Genomic DNA, 19,459 nt, shown 5'->3' on the forward strand with positions numbered 1-19,459 from the left:
AGCCCATCAGCGAGCGCCCAATGAGGTGAGCTTTAAGTTTGCCTGTCAGTTCATCGCGAACCAGATGGCAGTGATGGCGGGCGCGTTATCGCCAGTCCATACGCCACGGAGGTTGGCGGAGTTGCGGGGCTGCATAGGCGTCATGTTCATAGAAAAACGCCCCAGGCCATCGAGACCCAGGGCGGTGAAGATATCAAAGACCCGTTTTCCGGTAAATCGCAATGCGGCTCCGCTTAAGTGAACAGCATTGCCGCAACTGCGGGCTTTTTTTATGGACCACGGGCAGGCTCAGCGCCCCAGGTACTCTCTGTCGAAGAAGGTGTTGACCCAGTGGGGGCGATAGACGGCGAGCAGGGTCATGGTCATGCCGTTGAGGAGCGCCTCGGGGAAGAGCAGCAGCGGCCAGATGGAGAGGTAGTCGGCGCTGATGGTGTGCCAGGAGTAGGTGCCGCTCACCCCCAGCAGCAAGGCGCTGGCGATCACCTTGGCCGAGATGCTCAGCGCCCCCCCGAGAAATGCTGCCACGAACAGATAGACGAAGAGGTGGCGAGGCAGCCAGGCCCAGCTCCCCAGAAACAGCAGCCAGCTGGTGGCCACCGGCAGGGCAACGCCGATGAGGGCCTGCGAGCCGATGTCGGCCAGGGGGATGACCCCGAAGTAAGCGAGGAGCAGCAGGGTGAGGCAGGGGGCGAGCAGGGCGAGGCGCCAGCCCAGCAGCAGGGTCAGGCTGGTGAGGCCGAGAAAGTGGATCTCGAGCCCCTCGTGCAACCCGGCCCGCAAGGTCCACAGCGGTACCAGCACGATGGCGCCGCCGAGGCAAAGATGCTGATAGAGCGGGTGGGCGCCAAGGGTGCGCAGCAGGGAGGCATTCAGACTGAAGGCGAGCAGCACCAGCCAGAGCAGGAGGGCGGCAACTTGTCCTTCACTCATGAGCGGTTCCCCCGGATGCGGCTGTCGGTGATGGCGCCGTGGCGAACGCCGGCGCAATGAAAAGAGGCCGCCCTCTGCCGGGCGGCCTCCTGTCTCAATACTTCACGTTGGGGTGATACTTGCCAAGGATGCCCTGGACCCTGTCCATGGTCTCCTTGCTGGGGGGCTTGATGCCGACCAGATCATAGGTATCTCCCAGCACGTCCCACTTGTGCTTGCCAAGTTCGTGGTAGGGCAGCAGCTCCACCTTCTCGACGCACTCCCCCAGCTCGGCGATGAACTGGCCGAGTCCTTCTGCGCTCTCGTCATCGTCGGACCAGGTGGGTACCACCACGTAGCGGATCCACATGGTCTGACCGCGGGAGGCCAGGTAGCGGGCGAACTCCAGGGTGTATTTGTTGCTGACGTGGGTGAGGGGGATGTGCTTCTCGTCGTTGATCTGCTTGATGTCGAGCAGCACCAGATCGGTGTTGTCCAGCACCCGGTCGAGCAGCTCGTCGTAGTGACGCACGAAACCGTTGGTGTCGAGGCAGGTGTGGATCCCCTGGGCCTTGCAGGCGGTGAACAGTTCGGCGATGAACTCCTGCTGCAGCATGGCCTCGCCGCCGGAGGCGGTCACGCCACCGCCGGAGGCATTCATGAAGTGGCGATAGCTGGTGAGATCCTTCATCAGCTCGGGCACGGTGACCTCGCGGCCGCCCTGGGTGTCCCAGGTGTCCCGGTTGTGACAATACTTGCAGCGCATCAGGCAGCCCTGCATGAACACGATGAAGCGGATGCCGGGGCCGTCGACGGTCCCGCAGGTCTCGACGGAGTGGATCCGGCCAATGATGTCGGTAGTGCCGGTGTCGCTGGCTTCAACGGTCGGGATCCGCTGCGTGCCGGGGGTGGCAGGTCCCTTGGATTCAACGGCGGGGATCCGGTTAATGACTGACATAGACGACTCCAATGGTGCGGACAAGGTTCGAGCGGTCGTTATTTTATGACAGAAAGCCCTATAAATCCTACCAGTTTAGCCCGCAGGGGTGGCACCCAGCAGGCTCTCCAGTGCCTTGACGGGGAGCGGCCGGCTGGTGAGGAAGCCTTGATAATGCTGGCATCCCAGGGCCTTGAGCACGGCGAGCTGCTCCTCTTCCTCCACCCCTTCGGCGGTGACGGTGAAACGAAACACCCGGGCGAGATCCAGGATGGCCTTGACGATGGCCTTGTCCTGTTCGCTGTGGACCAGGGTCTGGATGAAGCTTCTGTCGAGCTTCACCTCGTCGGCGGGCAGATCCCGCAGATAGGCCAGGGACGAGTAGCCCGTGCCGAAGTCGTCGATGGAGATGAGCAGGCCAAGGGCCTTGAGCTGGCGGATCCTGGCGATGCACTCCAGCCGGTTTTCCAGCACCACGGACTCGGTGATCTCCAGCAGCAGGCGCGACGGGGGCACCCCGGTGTCCCGCAGAATGTACTCCACCTGCTGCACGAAACCGGCGGTGTGGAACTGGCGGGCGCTGACGTTGACCGACAGATGGGGGATGGCGAGACCGTTGTTGAGCCAGAAGCTGTACTGGGCGCAGGCGGTCTTCATCACCCAGTAGCCTATCTCCTGGATCAGGGTGGTCTCCTCAGCGATGGGGATGAACTCCCCGGGGGGCACCATGGTGCCGTCGGCCTTCTGCCAGCGCAGCAGCGCCTCTATGCCCGAGAGCGTGCCGTTGTCGACCCGGTATTGGGGCTGGTAGTGCAGCACCAGCTCGTTGTTGCGCAGGGCATCGCGCAGCTGGTTGTTGAGAGAAAGCTTGCTCTTCTCTTTTTCCGCCATGGCTTCACTGAAGAAGATATGGTTGCCCTGGCTCGCGCGCTTGGCCATGTGGACGGCGGTATCGGCCTGCTGCATCAGGACAAGGTGATCCTTGTCGTCATCGCTGAACAGGCTGATCCCCACGGAGGCGCTGCAGTGCAGCTTGTGATCGCCGATGTCGAAGGGGGCACGGAAGATCCCCATCAGCTCCCGGGCAAAGTGCTCCGCCAGGATCTTGGCGGTGATATAGCCCTGGCCCAGTGCCGTGAAGAGCAGGGCAAATTCGTCACCCGAGGTGCGGGCGAGCACCAGGTTCTCCTGGGGCAGGGACTTGAGTCGCACCACCACGGCCTGGAGCAGCAGATCGCCGCAGGCGTGACCGAGGGAGTCGTTGATGGATTTGAAGTTGTCCAGATCCAGCAGCAGCAGGGCCCCCCACTGACCACTCGGGGCCTGCAGGGTGCGCTGCATGATGTCGGTCAGGCTGCGCCTGTTGTAGAGATCGCACAGGTCGTCGTAGTAGGCGAGGCGCTCGATGTGGCGGGCGGTCTCCTTCTCCTGGGTGATGTCGTGGAAGCTGCAGACGAAGTGGCTGATCTCCTCCTCCTCGTCCTTGACCCCGCTCACCATGAGCCGCACCGGGAAGAGGTGTCCCTCCCTGTGCAGGCATTGTTCCTCCCCGAGCCAGTATCCCTGCCGGTTGACCGCCGCGATCACCTCCTCCTTGAGGGTGTCGCCATAGTAGGTGGGCCTCAGGGCGTCGATGTGCAGGCCCAGCATCTCCTCGCTGGCAAAGCCGGTGATGCAGCTGAAGGAGGCATTGACCTTGAGGATGATGCCCCCGTGATCCATCACCAGCAGGCCGTCGTGGGTGTTGAAGGCCACTTCGGCCAGGCGCAGGGCATCGTCATTGGCCAGGCGCTGCAACTCGCTGGCGGCCCGCTCGCGCTGTTCGTAGAGGACGTCCAGCAGGGGCGCGGGATCGGCCAGGGGGGTGGCGAGCAGCAGGGTGAGCTGCCCCAGGGGGAGACCGTTTGGCCCCGGGAAGGGGATGCCGACATAGGCCTTGGCGTCGAGGGCCAGCAGCAGGCTGGACTGGGGATAGCGCAGGGCCAGATCTTCCACGTAGAGACTCTGCCCGTGCTGGAAGATCTCCCGGCCCGGGCCGATGTCCATGGGCATGGGTTTGACGACGGCGAAGGCATCCCCCTCCACCACGCAGCGGGGAATGAGCCAGAGATCCTGACCGCGAGGCTGAAACTCGCCGATCCAGCCCCTGTGGGCACCGCTCAGGCCCATGGCCCAGCGCAGCAGGGCGCGGCAGTAATCGTTGCCGGTCAGGTTGGCAAGCCCGGGGGGGGGCGCGAGGTCCGGGGCGTCGGTCGCCACGGGGTCCGGCTGCCAGTGGCCGAGCAAGCGGGCGCAATGACGCACCAGTTGCAGGGTGTCATCGCTGATGAGGGTGCTCTCGGCATACTCCAGGCTGAGCACGCCGATGAGCTTCTCCTGCTCCAGCAAGGCGCCGTCCAGGCGGGAGCAGACATTGGCATCGGCCAGATAGTAGTGCTGGCTCAGCATGGGCTGGTGGGCCGCCTCCGAGAAACTCAGGGCGCCCCGGGCGCGCAGGGCCCGGATGTAACGGCTGTCTCCGCGAATGGCACCGAGCGCGTCCACCCCCAGGGTGAACACCGGGGTCAGCTGTTCGCCGCCAAGGGCGCCATGGGCCTGGTAGTGCCAGAGGATCAGGCGATCGGCCCCCAGGCACTCCTTGAGGCTCTCCAGCATGGCGTCATACTGCAGCTGGCTGGCCATCTGGCTCAGGCGCGGCAGTTGCAGGGACAGGCTGGCGGCGCTCTCCTGGGACTGGGTCTGCAGGCAGATGAGCCAGAAGGCGTCCTGCTCGTGGGAGAGGGAAATGTGCCAGAGGAGGGCGTCAAAGCGCAGCACCAGCTTGCCCCCCTTGCCACTGGCCAGCCGCTGCTCGATGGGCTGGCGCAGGGCGTCCGGCAATTGGGCCGGCCAGGCACTGCGAGGCTCGTCGAGCCAATGGAGCGGCGTCTGCATCACATCGGTCAGGGCGACCAGCCGTTGACTACGGGTATCCAGGCGGAAAAACAGGGGCGCCTGGCTGGCGGTCGGAAGATGGCTGAGCGCGGTAGACGACATGAACTGACACTATCCTGTTGAGCAATTGTCGGAGGGCAAGAATACTGCAAATCCGTGGCAAACAAAATTTCATTGAATTCTAAATTAGATAAGCCTAATTTATTGGTCATTTCCTGTTGAGTGGAGTCTTGCAGATGAAACGGATCCTGATTGTGGGTGGTGTGGCCGGGGGAGCGTCCGCCGCCGCCCGTGCCCGCCGTTTGAGCGAAGAGGCGGAGATCGTGATGTTCGAGCGGGGCGAGTTCGTGAGCTTCGCCAACTGCGGTCTGCCCTATCACATCGGGGGGGATATCCCGGATCGGGATGCCCTGCTGCTGCAGACGCCGCAAAGCTTCAAGCGCCGGTTCAACGTGGATGTGCGGGTGTTTCACGACGTCATCGAGATAGACAGGGCCGGCAAGAGCCTGCTGGTGCGCAACCTGCTGACCGGCGAAGAGCGGTGCGAAGCCTACGACGTGCTGCTGCTGAGCCCGGGCGCCGCCCCCATCCGGCCTCCCTTCCCCGGCATCGACAGCCCGGGGGTACACACCCTGCGAAGCATTCCCGACATGGATCGCATCCTGGCGGCGCTGGCGCACGACAAGCCCCGCCACGTCACCGTGGTGGGGGGCGGTTTCATCGGGCTGGAGATGATGGAGGCGCTGCACCAGCGCAAGCTGGCGGTCACCCTGCTTGAGCTCTCCGATCAGGTGATGGCGCCGGTGGACAAGGAGATGGCCAACCTGCTCCACGCCCGCATCCGCGAAGAGGGGGTCGATCTTCGCCTGCGCACCGGCCTCGCTGCCATCGAGAGCCTGGAGGTGCCTGCCGAGAAGACCGCCGCCGTGGCGACCGCCCAGCGGGGTGGACTGCGCCTGACCCTGAGCGACGGCTCTCATCTCGACACCGGCCTGCTGATCCTCGCCATCGGCGTCAAGCCCGAGACCCTGCTCGCCGCCAAGGCGGGACTGGTGCTGGGGCCGCGGGGCGGCATCAAGGTGGATGCGGGCATGCGCACCTCGGATCCCTGCATCTTCGCGGTGGGGGACGCGGTGGAGGAGACCGACTTCGTCACCGGCGAGTCCGTGCTGATCCCGCTGGCGGGCCCCGCCAACCGCCAGGGGCGCATCGCCGCCGACAACATGCTGGGGCGAAGCGAAACCTACAAGAAGACGCAAGGAACCGCCATCTGCAAGCTGTTCGATCTGGCGGTGGCGAGCACGGGGCTGAACGAGAAGCGGCTGGTGCAGCTGGGGCTGCCGTTCGAGAAGGTCTATGTCCACCCGGGCAGCCACGCCGGCTATTATCCTGGCGCCCATCCGGTCAGCCTCAAGCTGCTGTTTGCCCCGGATGGCAAGATTTACGGCGCCCAGGCCATCGGCAAGGATGGCATCGACAAGCGCATCGACGTGCTGGCGGTGGCCCAGCGCGCCGGCCTCACCGTATTTGATCTGCAGGATCTGGAGCTCACCTATGCGCCGCCCTTTGGCTCGGCCAAGGATGTGATCAACATGGCGGGCTTCGTGGCGAGCAACCACCTGAAGGGGGACACCCTGCTCTGCCACGCAGCCGAGGTGCTGGCTCGCCACCCCCATCAGCAGGTGGTGGATGTGCGAAATGGCCCCGAACTCGACAAGCTGGGTCGCATCCCGGGGGCGCTGCACATTCCTCTGGACGAACTGCGCGGCCGTCTTGATGAGCTGCCCAAGGATAAAGAGCTGCTCATCAGCTGCCAGGTGGGACTGCGGGGACACGTGGCCTGCCGTCTGCTGAGCCAGCACGGTTTTCGGGTCAAGAACCTCTCCGGCGGTTTCAAGACCTGGCAGACGGTGATCGCCGAGTAGATCCTCCAGGCTGACATGGCCCGATTGATCACTCTGTATGCAAACGGGCCACTCCAGTGAGTGGCCCGTTTCTTCATCAGGGGTCGATCCCGATCAGGCTGCCGCGTCGCCGAGGGGCGTGCGGATAGGGTGTTGCCGCACCGCCACAGGGGATGAAGGAGGGGAGGCTACTGCGCCGCGTTGGCCGGGGCATCGTCGACCCAGGCCATGAAGATGCGATAGCCGATGGAGAGCAGGGTCGCCCCGATGAACATGCCGAGGATGCCATTGGTGGCCATGCCGCCGAGGGCCCCCAGCAGCACTACCGGCATGGGCGCATCGACGCCACGCCCCAGCAGCAGGGGCTTGAGCACGTTGTCGGCCATGCCGGCCACGACCAGCAGCACTGAGTAGATGACGTTGAGCAGGGTGCCGTGATCCCCCGCCATCCACATGAAGGCGATGGCCGGTCCCGTGACCAGGATGACGGGGACCTGGGCGATGCCCAGGATCAGCGCCAGGACGAAGAAGATGCCGACCGCCGGGATCCCGGCGAGGGACATGATGACGCCAGCCAGCAGGGCCTGGATGAAGGCGACCCCGATGACCCCCATGGCCACGGCCCGGATGGTGCTGGTGCACAGCTTGGTCAGGGCGAGGCCCTTGCGCTCATCGGTGATGCGCATGGCGATGCGCTCGGCGCTGATGGCACCCGGTGCACCCCAGGCCATGATGATACCAGCCACGATGAAAGAAGCGACGAAGCCCAGCAGGCCGCCCCCCATGCTGGCGAGCATGGTGACAGTCTGCTTGGCCATGTCGCCGAGCTGCGGCTTGTAGCTGATGAGGAGGCTCGGCAGATCCACGGATGCCTTGGTCCATAAGGCGTGCAGCTTGGCACCGATCAGCGGGATGCTGGCGATGTCGGCGGAAGGTGCCGGAATCACCAGAGTGTTGTTGTTCACCTTGTCTATCAGGGCGCTGACGCTGTCACCCAGGGAGCCGAGCATGGCCACGGTGGGGGCCACGATGAGCAGGATGCCCAGCAGGACCAGCAGGGTGGACGACTGACCCTGTTTTCCCCCGAGTCTGGCGGCAAAGCGCTGATGGAGGGGGTAAAGGGTGACCGCCAGGATCAGGGCCCACAGCATCATGTTCATGAAAGGGGAGAACACGGTGAAGCAGAACGAGCCTAGCGCCAGAATAAGACCAAATTTGATGAACATGTCCAGGAATCGGGCAACCAATCTTTTTTCGACGAGGGACAGATCGTTATTTTCCATGCTGATATGACTCCAGAGAGGGATGGATGCATGACCCCGCTGACCCTGTGTAAACTCAAGGTCGGCATTCTGGTCGATGGACAATTAATAAGTTTGTTTTCAATGGTTGAGGCATACATCGAGCGCACCTGCACGTTATGTATGGCACAGGTGTTCAAGGCTTAAAAAATATTTATCTGCTTGATATGTCGTTGATTGGAAGGCCTGCGTTGAGCAGGGCCGAGCATAATGAATGGCCCGATCACGCACAAGTGAACAGTGGTGCCCGGTTTAGCCCGGGTTCAGAAAATCACGACAATCCTCTTTCATGGAACAGGAGATCGCATACGGGGCCTCGAATAAACCTCGCGCTTCACGGGGCGTCGTGCCCGCGTCCGTGGCGATGTAGGCATCTCTGTTGGCCGATGCCGCCCGATATGGCAGTTGGTGTTCCCGGGAGCGACGCTTTATTCTATTGGCTCCTGCGCTGCGGCGATCCAACCCGGGATGAACACCATGCACCTCTCTCTCTCCTGCCCCGTGACTCGTCTTCCCCGTGTGGCCTGGCTGGCGGCGCTGCTGCTGGCCGGTTGCGGCCCCGACAAGCCTGTCAGCCAGGTTCCGACCACCGAATCCACTGCCCGGCAGGAGGCAGGGGAGCCGAGTTCAGTCGTGCAAGCCAATGCTCGCCAATATCGCGATGCCCCGGCGCTGGCGCTGGTCTTCTCCGGCCCATTGGCGCCCAAGGCAAACTGGCAGAGCTGGCTTTCTGTGAGTGAAGGGGGCAAGCAGGTGCAGGGGGAGTGGATCCTCGCCGACGATGGCCGCACCCTCTATTTCCCGAACGTTCAGCCCGACAAACGCTACGAGGTGAGCCTCAAGGCTGGGCTGGGCCCATCCCCCCAGCGCTGGACCCTCAAGACTCGGCCGCTGGAGGTGGGGGCGTCGTTTACCGCGAGCGGCATGGTGTTGCCGCTGCGCGACGAGCTGCGCCTGCCCATCAGCGCGGTCAATGTGGACGAGGTCAATATCGACTTCTTCCGGGTCGATGCGGAGTATCTGCCCCGTTTCCTGGCCGAGTATCGCCCCGGTGCCGGCATGGGCAACTGGGAGCTTGAACAGATCACCAAGCGGGCCAAGCGGGTGTTCAGCGGCCGTTACGCGCTGGAGCTCGATGCCAACCGGCGCGAGACCCGCCTCATCAATGTGAAGGAGCCGCAGCTGGCGGAGGCTGGCGTCTACTTTGCGGTAATGTCCCCCCTTGGCAACTACGACTGGCGCAAGGAGACCACCTATTTCGCGGTGAGCGACATGGGGCTCAGTGCCCGCCGTTACCGCGATGAGCTGGAGGTGTTCGTCAGCTCCCTGGCCAGCGCCGACCCCCTCAAGGATGTGCAGCTCTCCCTGCTCGACCAGAAGGGCAACCGGCTGCAGGTGCAAACCACCGACCCCCAAGGTCATCGCCGTTTCGATCAGGTGCAGGGGGCTCGCCTGCTGCTGGCCGAGCAGGGCAAGCATCTGGCGGTGCTGCGCCTCGATGGTGCGGCCCTCGATCTCTCCACCTTCGATCTCGGCACCCAGCCCTGGCAGGCCCAGCAACTCTATCTGTTCAGCGGACGCGATCTCTATCGCCCCGGCGAGCGGCTCGACAGCGAGATCCTGCTAAAAGGGCAGGATGGCCAGCTGCTGCCGGGCATGGCGGTGGAGCTGGAGGTGAAACAGCCGGACGGCCAGCTGCTCGAACAAAAGCGCCTGCTGCCGGACAATTTGGGCGCGGCCCACTACGGCCTGCATCTGCCGGATGATGCGCCGCTCGGGCGCTGGACCATCAACCTCAAGACTGCCGCCGGCAGCCGTTTCGAGTGGCCTTTCCTGGTGGAGGAGTTTTTGCCGGAGCGCCTGAAACTGCAGCTTGGCAAGGGGCCGGATGGGGAAGTGACGAGTCTGGACGCCGCCCTCACTCTGCCGCTGCAAGGGGACTATCTCTACGGCGCACCAGCCAGTGCCACCAAAGCCAAGGCGGAGGTGAAGTTAAGCCGCGCCACCATGCCCTTTACCCAGTGGCAGGAGTTCACGCTGGGTGACGTGCTGCTCGCCGAGCAGGCCAAGGATCTCGAGGCGCTCAGTCTCACCCTCAATGAGCAGGGGCAGGGGACTTTTTCGCTTGCTGATGAGCTCGATGGGGTGCGTGCCCTCGGGCCGCTGGAGGTGGCCTATCGGGTGTCGCTCTCCGAGCCCGGTGGCCGCGCCGTCAATCGCAGCCGCACCCAGTATGGCTGGCCCGCAGGCAGCCAGTGGCCAGCGCTCAAGGCCGATTTCGTAGCGGAGCGGGTGGAAGGGGGCAAGCCGCTCCCCTTCCAAATCCTCAACCTCGATGAGCAAGGCCAGCCGGTGGCGGGGGCGGTGAAGGTGCGCCTCATCAACGAGTACCGCGACTACTACTGGCACTACGCCGATGGGGAGGGGTGGAAGTACGAGTTCAACAGCCAGCCCTATCTGGAGCAGGAGCAGACCCTGCAGCTGGATGGCAAGGGGCCGACCCCGCTCACGCTGCAACTGGCGGCGGGCTGGTATCGGTTGGAGGTGGAGAACAGTCAGGGCCATCAATCCAGCCTGCGGGTGGAGATCGGCAGCTACGCCTGGGGCGGCGGTGGCGAGCAGGCGCGGCCTGACAAGATTGCCATCACCCTCGACAAGCGCGCCTATCAGGCGGGTGACAAGGCCAAAGTGACCCTGGTGGCCCCGCGCCCCGGCAAGGGGTTGCTGCTGGTGGAAGATGGCGACGGCCTGCGCTGGTGGCAGCGCATCGAGCTCAAGGGGGCCGGTGGCGATGCCAAGGATGCCCGCGGCGAGTTCGAGATCCCGGTCAGCCCCGAGTGGCAGCGCCATGATCTGCATATCTCGGCCCAGATTGCCGCGCCAGACAGTGACTCAAAGCCGGTGAGCCAAAAGAGTGTGCAAAGCCTGCGCTCGGTCGGTCTGGTGCCGCTCACCCTGGATCGGGAAGCGCGCCGTCTTCCGCTTACCCTGAGCGCGCCGGACAAAGCGGTGCCGCTTACCCGGCTGGAGGTGATCGCCACCTCTACCCCCAACAGTCAGGGGCGGGTGGTGCTGGCGGCGGTGGATCGGGGTGTGCTCAATATCAGCGACTACCAGCCCCTCGACCCGTTCGAGATCTTCTTTGGTCGCAAGCGCTTCGCCCAGGATTTGTTCGACAACTACGGTCAGGTGATCCCGCCACAGGATGGCAAGCTGGCTCGCCTCAACTACGGGGGTGACCGGGCGCCGCTGAAAAAGGGCGGCGCGCTGGAGAGCCGGGTCGAGATAGCCGCACTGTGGAGCGGCGAGGTGAGTTTTGACGAGCAGGGCAAGGCGGTGATCCCGCTCGATCTACCCAACTTCAACGGCGAACTGGCGCTGATGGCGCTGGCCTGGAACGAACAGCAGGTGGGTGAGGCCGAGCGCGCCGTCAAGGTAGTGGCGCCCCTGGTGGCCGAAATTGGCTGGCCGCGCTTTGGCGCCAGAGGGGATGAGACCCGGGCGCTGATGCAGCTGCGCAACATGAGCGGTGAGGATCAGACCCTCTCCCTTGCCTGGACCCTCAACGGCGGGCTCAAGGCAAACGGCGAGCTGCCCGGCACCCTGTCCCTTAAAAATGGCGAGGAGCAGTGGCTGACCCTGCCGCTCACCGTGACCGGGGCGAGCGGTGTGGCAAGCCTGCAGTTGGCTGCCAGCGGCAAGGGTTTTGCGATAAGTCGCGACTGGTCGCTACCGCTGCGCTCCCCCTGGCCTGCCGAGACTCGCCAGCGCTACCAGATGCTGGCTCCCGGCCAAGAGATGAGCTTTGCGCCAGCTGAGCTGGCCGGGCTGGATCGTGCCAACCTGCAGGGGCTGCTCAGCCTCTCCGGCACTCCCCCCTGGGATCCGGCAGCCCAGTGGCAGGCGCTGGCCGACTACCCCTATGCCTGTCTGGAGCAGACCTTGTCCCGAGCCTGGCCTTACTTGCTGACCACGGCCGATGAGCGGGCCGCCTGGCACAAACCCGCAGCGGGCAAGAAAGCGGCGAGCGAGGCGGATGTGCAACGCGCCCTGCTGCAACGGCTGCAGCGGTTGCAACTGCCCAGCGGCGGCTTTGGCCTCTGGGATGGTCGCTCCGACGAGGAGCAGTGGCTCACCGCCTATGCCGCCGACTATCTGCTGGCGCGCAAGGAGGCGGGCGACGCCGTGCCGGAGGCGATGCTCAATCAGGCGCTGAACCGGTTGCAGAGCTATCTTACCGACAGTCAGTATGGTGAGCGCTGGAGCAGTGCTCCCGAGCACAGCCGGCTGGCCTATCAGGCCTACAGTGCCTATGTGCTGGCCCGGGTGGGCAAGGCGCCGCTCGCTACCCTGCGCCTTGTCTGGGAGCAGCAGGCCGATCACGCCCGCTCGGGTTTGCCGCTCTTGCACCTCTCCCTGGCCCTCTCGGCCATGGGGGATGAGCAGAACGCCGCCAAGGCCCTCAGCCGGGCATTGGCGACCGAGCGCGGGGACGATTATCTCGGGGATTACGGCTCGCCGCTGCGCGATCAGGCCCTTGAGCTTTCGTTGTTGCGCCAGCACAAGCTGGCTGCGGAGCGCTGGCAGGCCCTCAGTGCCAAGGTGGCCGACACCCTGGCTCATCGTCAGTGGCTCAGCACCCAGGAGCGGCTCGCCCTGCTGCGACTGGCCCGCGTCGATCCGGCCGTCGACTGGCAGGCCAGGGTGACCTCCTCTCTTGGCAGTGGATCCCTGAGCGGTTCGGCTCCGCTGCAGCAGGGCGCCCCAGAGGCACTGGCCGCGAGCACCGTCACCAACGAGGGCAAGGGATCCCTCTATGTGCAGCGCACCCTCATCGGCTATCCCGAGCAGGCTCCTACCCGGTTGAGTCAGGGGATAAGCGTGACCCGCAGCTGGTTCAACAGCGACGGTCAGCGTTTTGACCCGACCAAGGTGAAGGTGGGCGATCTGGTGGTGGTGCGGCTCAATGTCAGCAGTGAATCGGCGGTGCCCGATGCCCTGCTGGTGGAGATGGTGCCCGCCGGCTTCGAGCTGGAGAATCCGGCCCTTGGCAACAGCATCAAGCTCGAAGAGCTCTCCATCGAGGGGAAACCGGCGTGGCAGAGCGAGTGGAACGACTACCTCAAGCATCAGGAGTTTCGCGATGACCGCTACACGGCGGCGCTGGATCTGAGTGCCGGGAGCAACCAGCAACTGGTCTACCTGATGCGGGCGGTGACGCCGGGTCGCTATCTGGTGCCGCCGACCCAGGTGGAGGATATGTACCGTCCCGAGATCCGGGCTGTGGGTGAGGATATCCACGAGGTGCGTATCTCTGAGTAACACACCCTCCCTTGAGCGGGTTCGCCCGCTCACTTTCTGGCAGCGTGGCTGGCTGAGCCTGGGTCGCACTGGCCGCGCTTGCTTGCATTGGCTTGGTGGCCTGCCACGTTGGCTGCGCTTTTCGGTGCTGGGCGTTGTAGCACTGCTCCTGTCATTGCTGGCGCTGGATCGACTCTTCCCGCCGCCGCCACTCGATCCAGCCTACGCGCGGGTGGTGCTCGACATGAAGGGGCGACCGCTGCGCGCCTTTGCCGATACCAGCGGCGTGTGGCGTTACCCCGTGACCCTGGAGCAGGTCTCCCCCCGCTATATCGAGGCGCTGCTCGGCTACGAGGATCGCTACTTCTGGCGTCATCCCGGGGTCAATCCGGTGGCCATGGTGCGCGGGATCTGGCAGTGGCTGCATTACGGACGCGCTGTGTCGGGGGGCTCGACCCTCACCATGCAGGTGGCGCGCCTTATCGAGCCCTACCACAGGAGCGTGCCCGGCAAGCTGCGCCAGATGGCCCGTGCGCTGCAGCTGGAGTGGCACTACGATAAGCGCACCCTGCTCACCGTCTACCTCAACCGGGCGCCGTTTGGCGGCAATCTGGAGGGGGTGCAGGCGGCAAGTTTTGCCTATCTCGGCAAGAGCGCCGCCAAGCTGACCCATGCCGAGGCGGCGCTGTTGGCGGTGCTGCCCCAGGCCCCCAGCCGCAACCGGCCGGACCGGCATCCCGAGCGGGCCCGCACCGCCCGCGACAAGGTGATGCAGCGGCTGGTGGCGCAGGGCGTCTGGCCAGAACAGGTTTGGCTGGAGGGACGCATCGAGCCTGTGCTGGCCCGCGGTCACTTCACGCCGATGGAGGCGCCGCTCTTTGCCCGCCTCGCCGCCGACCATCAGGCCGGGGCGCTGGTGCGCACCACCATCGACGGGGATCTGCAGCGCTGGCTGGAGGGGCGGGTGGCGAGCTATATCCGTCGCTTCCCCGAGCAGACCTCAGCGGCGTTGCTCCTGGTCGACAACAAAACCATGGCGGTGCGCGCCTATGTGGGCAGCGCCGAGTATGGCAATCTGCGCCGCCACGGTTATCTGGACATGGTGCAGGCGATCCGCTCTCCCGGCTCTACGCTGAAGCCCTTCATCTACGGTCTGGCGATGGACGAGGGGCTGGTGCACTCGGCCTCTCTGCTCTCCGATGCGCCAAGGCTGGGCTCGGACTATCGCCCCGCCAACTTCTCCGGTGCCTTTCAGGGGCCGGTGACGCTGGCCCAAGCACTGCAGCAATCCCTCAACGTGCCGGCGGTGCAGGTGCTGGAGGCGCTCGGGCCGGACAAGCTGGTCAGCCGCCTCGACAACGCCGGGGTGAGACTGGCGCTCGTAGGCAAGCCCAATCCGGCTATTGCGCTCGGGGCAGCGGGCATTCGGCTCGAGCAGCTGGTGGCGCTCTACAGCGCACTGACCCGGCAGGGGCAGGTGGCGATGCCGGTCTGGCTGGCGGGGCAGCAGGTGGTGTCACGCCCCTTGCTGAGCCCGGGGGCCGCCTGGATCATCTGGCAGATATTGAGCGCCCAGGGGCGCGCGGATCAGCCCTTTGCCAGTGAGGCGACCGGCCGGGTCAACCGGCTGGCCTGGAAGACCGGCACCAGCTATGGCTATCGCGACAGCTGGGCGATGGGGGTCTCCGGTCGCTGGACCATCGGCGTCTGGTTGGGGCGCCCCGACGGCACTCCCATGCCCGGTTTTTACGGCCAGAGCGCGGCGGTGCCGCTGCTGCTCTCGGTTTACTCGCGATTGGCTGACAACAGCCCTCTGCCGATGCAGCCCAACACGGTCAGCGAAGCGGAGATCTGCTGGCCGCTGGGGCGCAGGGTGAGCGCGACCCTGCCTGAGACCTGTTTGCAGCGCCAGAGCGCCTGGTTGCTGGAAGGGCGCGATCCCCCCACCTTGCCAGATCCCATGGACTGGCCCTCGCCGCTGCGCCAGGTCGCACTGACCGTTGCGGGCAAGCCGACGCTGACACGTTGCCAGGATGCGGCGCAATCCGGTTTTCGGGCCCTGTGGCCGCTGTCGCTGGAGCCGTGGCGCACGCCCGGCGAGCGGCGTCAGGCGCTGCTTGCCAGCGGCTGCGCGGGGGAGGGGCAGAGCGCCGAGCTGCAGGCCCCCATCCGCATCCTGGCGCTGGGGGAGGGCAATCTTATCCGCAGCCAGCGCTATCGGCTGCAGCCCAGGGTGCTGGGGGGCGTCGGCAAGCCGGCCTGGTTTCTCAACGGCCAGCGGCTGCGCTGGGACGGGGATCAGGTGTTGAGTGAGGCGGGTCGCTACCAGCTGGTGGTGGTGGACGAGGCGGGCAACAGCGATCGCATCGAGTTTCGGCTGGAAAATCCCTCCTGAGGGGGCTCCATGGCAGGCGCCAGAATATTGACGACATCGGGGATGGCTCCGATGCCAGGGGTTATCCACCTTCGGCTGGGCGCCGACCGGCTCAGGGCTTGACCTGGCCCAGTCGGGTGAAGAAGTGCTGACTCTTGCGCTGGTGGAAGTGGCTCTTCTTGATGGGGTGAAACACCAGGGGGCTGTCCGGGTGGCTCGCCTTGAGGCGGTGGATCATCGCCATGGCGGGCAGGCTGGTGCTGATCAGGGTGGTGAGCGGCAGGCTGACCGTCTCGGGCCCCAGCAGCGGGTTGAGCCCCTGCTGTGCCTGCTCGAAACGGGTCAGCACGGCGGGCTCGGCGTAGCCGCTGCCCAGCATGGCGAGCAGGGCGTCGAGGGCCTGATGGAACTCGGCCAGCTGTTGGCGAAAACCGCTGCGCCCGCGCAGGGCAATAAGCTCTGCAATGGGGATCTCGCTTAAGTTGGCGGGCACTCGCAGCGGGATCTCGAGGTGGAAGCAATCCTGACCGCCGCGGTTGTGATAGCGCGATTCGAGCAGGTGCAGCAGCCGGTCCAGATAGTCGTGATCCGTAATCAAGGCCCCCTCATTGGCGAGTGCCCACTCGCGGGCGAGGCGCATTGAGAGCAGGTTGGCAAAGCGGCGCGCCATCCTGAACCCGCCCTCCTCCAGGCTGGCAAAACCGTGAGCCAGACAAAAGCCGTGCAGCCGCTCCAGCCCCGCCTGGGCAGGACAGAAGCAGTCGTGGTTGGCCGGCGTGCGCCAGCGACCGATCAACTCCTTGTTGCCAAACACCTTGTGGCGGACGAAGTCGGGAGTGAGCAGGCCGGCAATCTGGTTCTCGATCTGGGGCGTGATGGCGGCGAAGAAGGCGGGCGCTGGCGGTTCGGCCAGCAGGTCGGTCTGCCGGCGCAGGGTCTCCAGCAGGGCGGTGAGGCCGCTCTTTTCACTGACGGTGAAGACGAAGGCGAGCCGCTCCAGATAGAGCAGGGCAAACTTGAGCCAGAGTTCATCCCGCACTTCCATGCCGGGGTAGTAGATATGGGTTTTCATGGGTGCCGTGTTGCCGGGGCGCAGGCTGGGGAATATACGCAAGATGGCCAGGGTGCGGCAAACATTGCGTGGGGGAATGTGAGCGGCCGCTCATCCAGTAGGCGCTGGCCACAAAGTTCTGATATAATTCGCGCCCTTAAATCGAGGCCACCCGAGTCAATACCATGAAGTTCATTATCAAGCTGTTCCCGGAAATCACCATCAAGAGCAAGTCGGTTCGCCAGCGCTTCATCAAGATACTGCAGGGCAACATCCGCAATGTCCTGCGCCGCTTCGACGACGATGCCCGGGTGCGGATGGACTGGGACAAGCTGATCGTGAGCTCCCGCAATGACCAGTTCCGCGAGCAGGCCATCGAAGCCCTGGCCTGCATCCCCGGCATTCAGGCCTTCCTCGAGGTGCAGGCCAGCAAGTTTACCGACCTGCACGACATCTTCGAGCAGGTGAAAGCCGTCTGGGGTGATCAGCTCGAGGGCAAGACCTTCTGCGTGCGTGCCAAGCGCCACGGCAAACACGAATTCTCCTCGCTGGAGATTGAACGCTACGTGGGTGGCGGCCTGAACCAGCACTGCGTGAGCAACGGCGTGCGCCTCAAGAACCCGGACGTGAAGATCAACCTCGAGATCGACGGCGAGGAGCTCTTCATCGTCAGCGCCATCCATCAGGGCCTGAGCGGCATGCCCATCGCGACTCAGGAAGATGTGCTGAGCCTGCTCTCCGGCGGTTTTGACTCCGGTGTCGCTTCATTCCAGTTCATCAAGCGCGGCTGCCGCGTGCACTACTGCTTCTTCAATCTGGGCGGTGCGGCTCACGAGATCGGTGTCAAGCAGGTGGCCTATCACCTGTGGAACCGCTTTGGCTCCTCCCACCGGGTACGCTTCACCGCGGTGGACTTCGAGCCCGTGGTGGCCGAGATCCTCGAGAAGATCGACAACGGTCAGATGGGGGTGGTGCTCAAGCGGATGATGATGCGCGCCGCCGCCAAGGTGGCCGACGAGTTCCAGATCCCGGCCCTGGTGACCGGTGAGTGTGTGGGCCAGGTCTCCAGCCAGACCCTGACCAATCTGAACGTCATCGATCGGGTGACCGACAAGGTGATCCTGCGCCCGCTCATCACCTGGGACAAGCCGGACATCATCAGCGAGGCCCGTCGCATCGGTACCCTGGAGTTCGCCGAGACCATGCCGGAGTATTGCGGCGTCATCTCCAAGAAGCCGACCGTGAAGGCCGAGCTCTCCCGCATCGAGACGGAAGAGGCCAACTTCGACTTCGCCATCCTGGATAAGGTGGTGAGCGAGGCCCGCTACCTCGACATCCGTCGCATCGGCGAAGAGACTGCCGCGCAGGTGCAGGAGGTGGAGACCACCCAGGTGCTGGCCGCCAACGAAGTCATTCTGGACATCCGCTCCAGTGATGAGCGCGACGAGAAGCCGCTGGTGGTGGAAGGGCGCGACGTACTGCACATTCCCTTCTTCAAGCTGGCAACCGCCTTTGGCGATCTGCCGAAGGAGCAGACCTACCTGCTCTATTGCGATCGCGGCGTGATGAGCAAGTTGCAGGCGCTTTACCTCAAGGAGAAGGGCTTTGCCAACGTCAAGGTCTACCGTCCGTGATGTGACGGCAAGACGCGTATAAAAAATCCGGCCAAGGCGCTAATGCCAGTCAGTTAAGCCTGACTGGCATTGTTTTTACTAGGTTTTCTCGTCGCATACTTCTGTGGTTTGGCTTTGATGCACCTTGGGTAACTTCGTTCTCGGCGGGCGGGTAACTTGAACTGCTCTGCCTGTTTGTCCAACTCAGCGACACGCCCTGGAACCATGCCCGGTGACACAAACGGCAGGCAACTGAGTTCATGCAGCAGATACACCGATGCCATGTGAAAGCTCAACTGGCTGGCCGTATAGCCCTTTAAGCTCGCCGCCATCCTAACCATCTGATATCTCAGTAGGTTATAGGCCAATACCAAGCCCCATAGCTCCTGCCTTACTCCATCGGGTTTCTTGCTGCGCAGCGTCAGCCGGTGCTGTTGCAGGCTATGTTTCATCTCCCGATAGCCCAGCTCGATTTCCCAGCGATTCTGGTATAGCTCCATCAACTCGCTGGCCGGGAAGCGCAGCGGGTCGGTGAGCGAGGTCAGCACCTGCCGCTCCTTGCCGTTTACCGTCCGGGTCAGCAGCCGGGCTTCGAACTGCTCCGGCAACTCGCTCCACTTCTTCTTGGCCTGCGGACTGGCACTGAGGCGTACCAGCACATCCTGCCGCCCCAGCTTGCGGATGACCTCGTATTGAGCCCCCTTTTTCAGCGGAATAAGCCAGTGACGCGCTACGCCCTGGCGTTGCCAGGCATGGAGTAACCCCAGTGAGTAGAAGCCCTTATCGAACAGGGTCAGGCTATTATCGGGTGTTTTTTCAATCAGTTGCTCTGCCAACACCATCTCGTTTACCGCACAGGAGTCCATCACTGTCTGGGTCAGCAGATGACTGGTCAGCTCCATCTGACACAACATGCGGACCTGGGGATATTGCGTCTCCCCCTGGACGGTTTTCGACTTGGCAAAGGCGCCGGCATTGTCCGGAGTATCGGGCGTGCGCCAGACCACCCCGTCCACGGCCAGCAGCTGCAAGCCGGCCCAGGTGGGGTGCTGACACTGCTGATGCCAGAGTGTGGCGGTCTGCTGGAACACCTGTCGAACGGCTTGGTCAGCCAGTTTTTGGCGCGCCTGGATGA

11 protein-coding genes and 1 pseudogene are annotated in these 19,459 nt (G+C 64.2%); 6 read left to right on the forward strand and 6 right to left on the reverse strand.

Translation table 11 applies throughout. The annotated features are described in order from the left end of the window. Window positions 1–241: pseudogene (locus AB5Y50_RS05780) on the forward strand (IS4 family transposase); the annotation flags it as partial. Between the two features lie 47 nt (window positions 242–288). On the opposite strand, the gene AB5Y50_RS05785 reads toward AB5Y50_RS05780, so the two are convergent. From AB5Y50_RS05785 to AB5Y50_RS05795, 3 genes are all read right to left on the reverse strand, one after another. Further along, the gene (locus AB5Y50_RS05785) at window positions 289–930 is read right to left on the reverse strand and encodes an energy-coupling factor ABC transporter permease (protein WP_103858568.1); all 642 of its coding nucleotides are present in this window, start codon (window positions 928–930) and stop codon (window positions 289–291) included. 94 nt (window positions 931–1,024) lie between these two features. Next, a complete protein-coding gene (gene pflA / locus AB5Y50_RS05790) occupies window positions 1,025–1,867 on the reverse strand; it encodes a pyruvate formate lyase 1-activating protein (RefSeq protein WP_010674272.1) in 843 nt (280 codons plus the stop codon). A gap of 75 nt (window positions 1,868–1,942) precedes the next feature. After that, window positions 1,943–4,882 (reverse strand): EAL domain-containing protein, encoded by a 2,940-nt coding sequence (locus AB5Y50_RS05795; protein ID WP_103858569.1) that lies wholly within the window; start codon window positions 4,880–4,882, stop codon window positions 1,943–1,945. A 134-nt stretch (window positions 4,883–5,016) separates the two neighbouring features. Between AB5Y50_RS05795 and AB5Y50_RS05800 the strand changes: the two genes are divergently transcribed. Further along, window positions 5,017–6,705, forward strand: coding sequence for an FAD-dependent oxidoreductase (locus AB5Y50_RS05800; RefSeq protein WP_103858570.1), 1,689 nt, complete (start codon window positions 5,017–5,019; stop codon window positions 6,703–6,705). Window positions 6,706–6,872: 167 nt separating this feature from the next. Here AB5Y50_RS05800 and AB5Y50_RS05805 read toward each other — a convergent pair whose 3' ends face one another. Continuing rightward, on the reverse strand, window positions 6,873–7,910 hold the full coding sequence (locus tag AB5Y50_RS05805) for an AI-2E family transporter (protein WP_235687596.1): 1,038 nt from the start codon (window positions 7,908–7,910) through the stop codon (window positions 6,873–6,875). An 87-nt stretch (window positions 7,911–7,997) separates the two neighbouring features. Between AB5Y50_RS05805 and AB5Y50_RS05810 the strand changes: the two genes are divergently transcribed. The 3 genes from AB5Y50_RS05810 (at window position 7,998) to pbpC (ending at window position 15,681) form a co-directional block, all read left to right on the forward strand. Next, window positions 7,998–8,132: a hypothetical protein gene (locus AB5Y50_RS05810; protein WP_258039987.1), complete on the forward strand. Its 135-nt coding sequence runs from the start codon at window positions 7,998–8,000 to the stop codon at window positions 8,130–8,132. Window positions 8,133–8,462: 330 nt separating this feature from the next. Next, window positions 8,463–13,307 carry an alpha-2-macroglobulin gene (locus AB5Y50_RS05815; RefSeq protein WP_235687597.1) on the forward strand — a complete coding sequence of 1,615 codons (4,845 nt, stop codon included), beginning with the start codon at window positions 8,463–8,465 and terminating at the stop codon, window positions 13,305–13,307. Beyond that, a complete protein-coding gene (pbpC, locus tag AB5Y50_RS05820; protein ID WP_180911570.1) occupies window positions 13,273–15,681 on the forward strand; it encodes a penicillin-binding protein 1C in 2,409 nt (802 codons plus the stop codon). Before AB5Y50_RS05815 ends, pbpC begins: the two co-directional genes overlap by 35 nt. Window positions 15,682–15,772: 91 nt before the next feature. On the opposite strand, the gene AB5Y50_RS05825 is transcribed toward pbpC, so the two are convergent. Next, complete coding sequence (locus AB5Y50_RS05825) at window positions 15,773–16,732, reverse strand: hypothetical protein (protein WP_103858573.1); 960 nt, start codon at window positions 16,730–16,732, stop codon at window positions 15,773–15,775. A gap of 164 nt (window positions 16,733–16,896) precedes the next feature. On the opposite strand from AB5Y50_RS05825, the gene thiI reads away from it, so the two are divergent. Continuing rightward, window positions 16,897–18,345 carry a tRNA uracil 4-sulfurtransferase ThiI gene (gene thiI / locus AB5Y50_RS05830; RefSeq protein ID WP_103858574.1) on the forward strand — a complete coding sequence of 483 codons (1,449 nt, stop codon included), beginning with the start codon at window positions 16,897–16,899 and terminating at the stop codon, window positions 18,343–18,345. Between the two features lie 53 nt (window positions 18,346–18,398). Here thiI and AB5Y50_RS05835 read toward each other — a convergent pair. Next, window positions 18,399–19,459, reverse strand: a 1,061-nt coding sequence (locus AB5Y50_RS05835) for an IS4 family transposase (RefSeq protein WP_368162444.1), incomplete at its 5' end; no start/stop codon positions are given.

It is taken from the genome of Aeromonas sp. s6, assembly GCF_040907815.1.
Taxonomy (GTDB): Bacteria; Pseudomonadota; Gammaproteobacteria; order Enterobacterales; family Aeromonadaceae; genus Aeromonas; species Aeromonas caviae.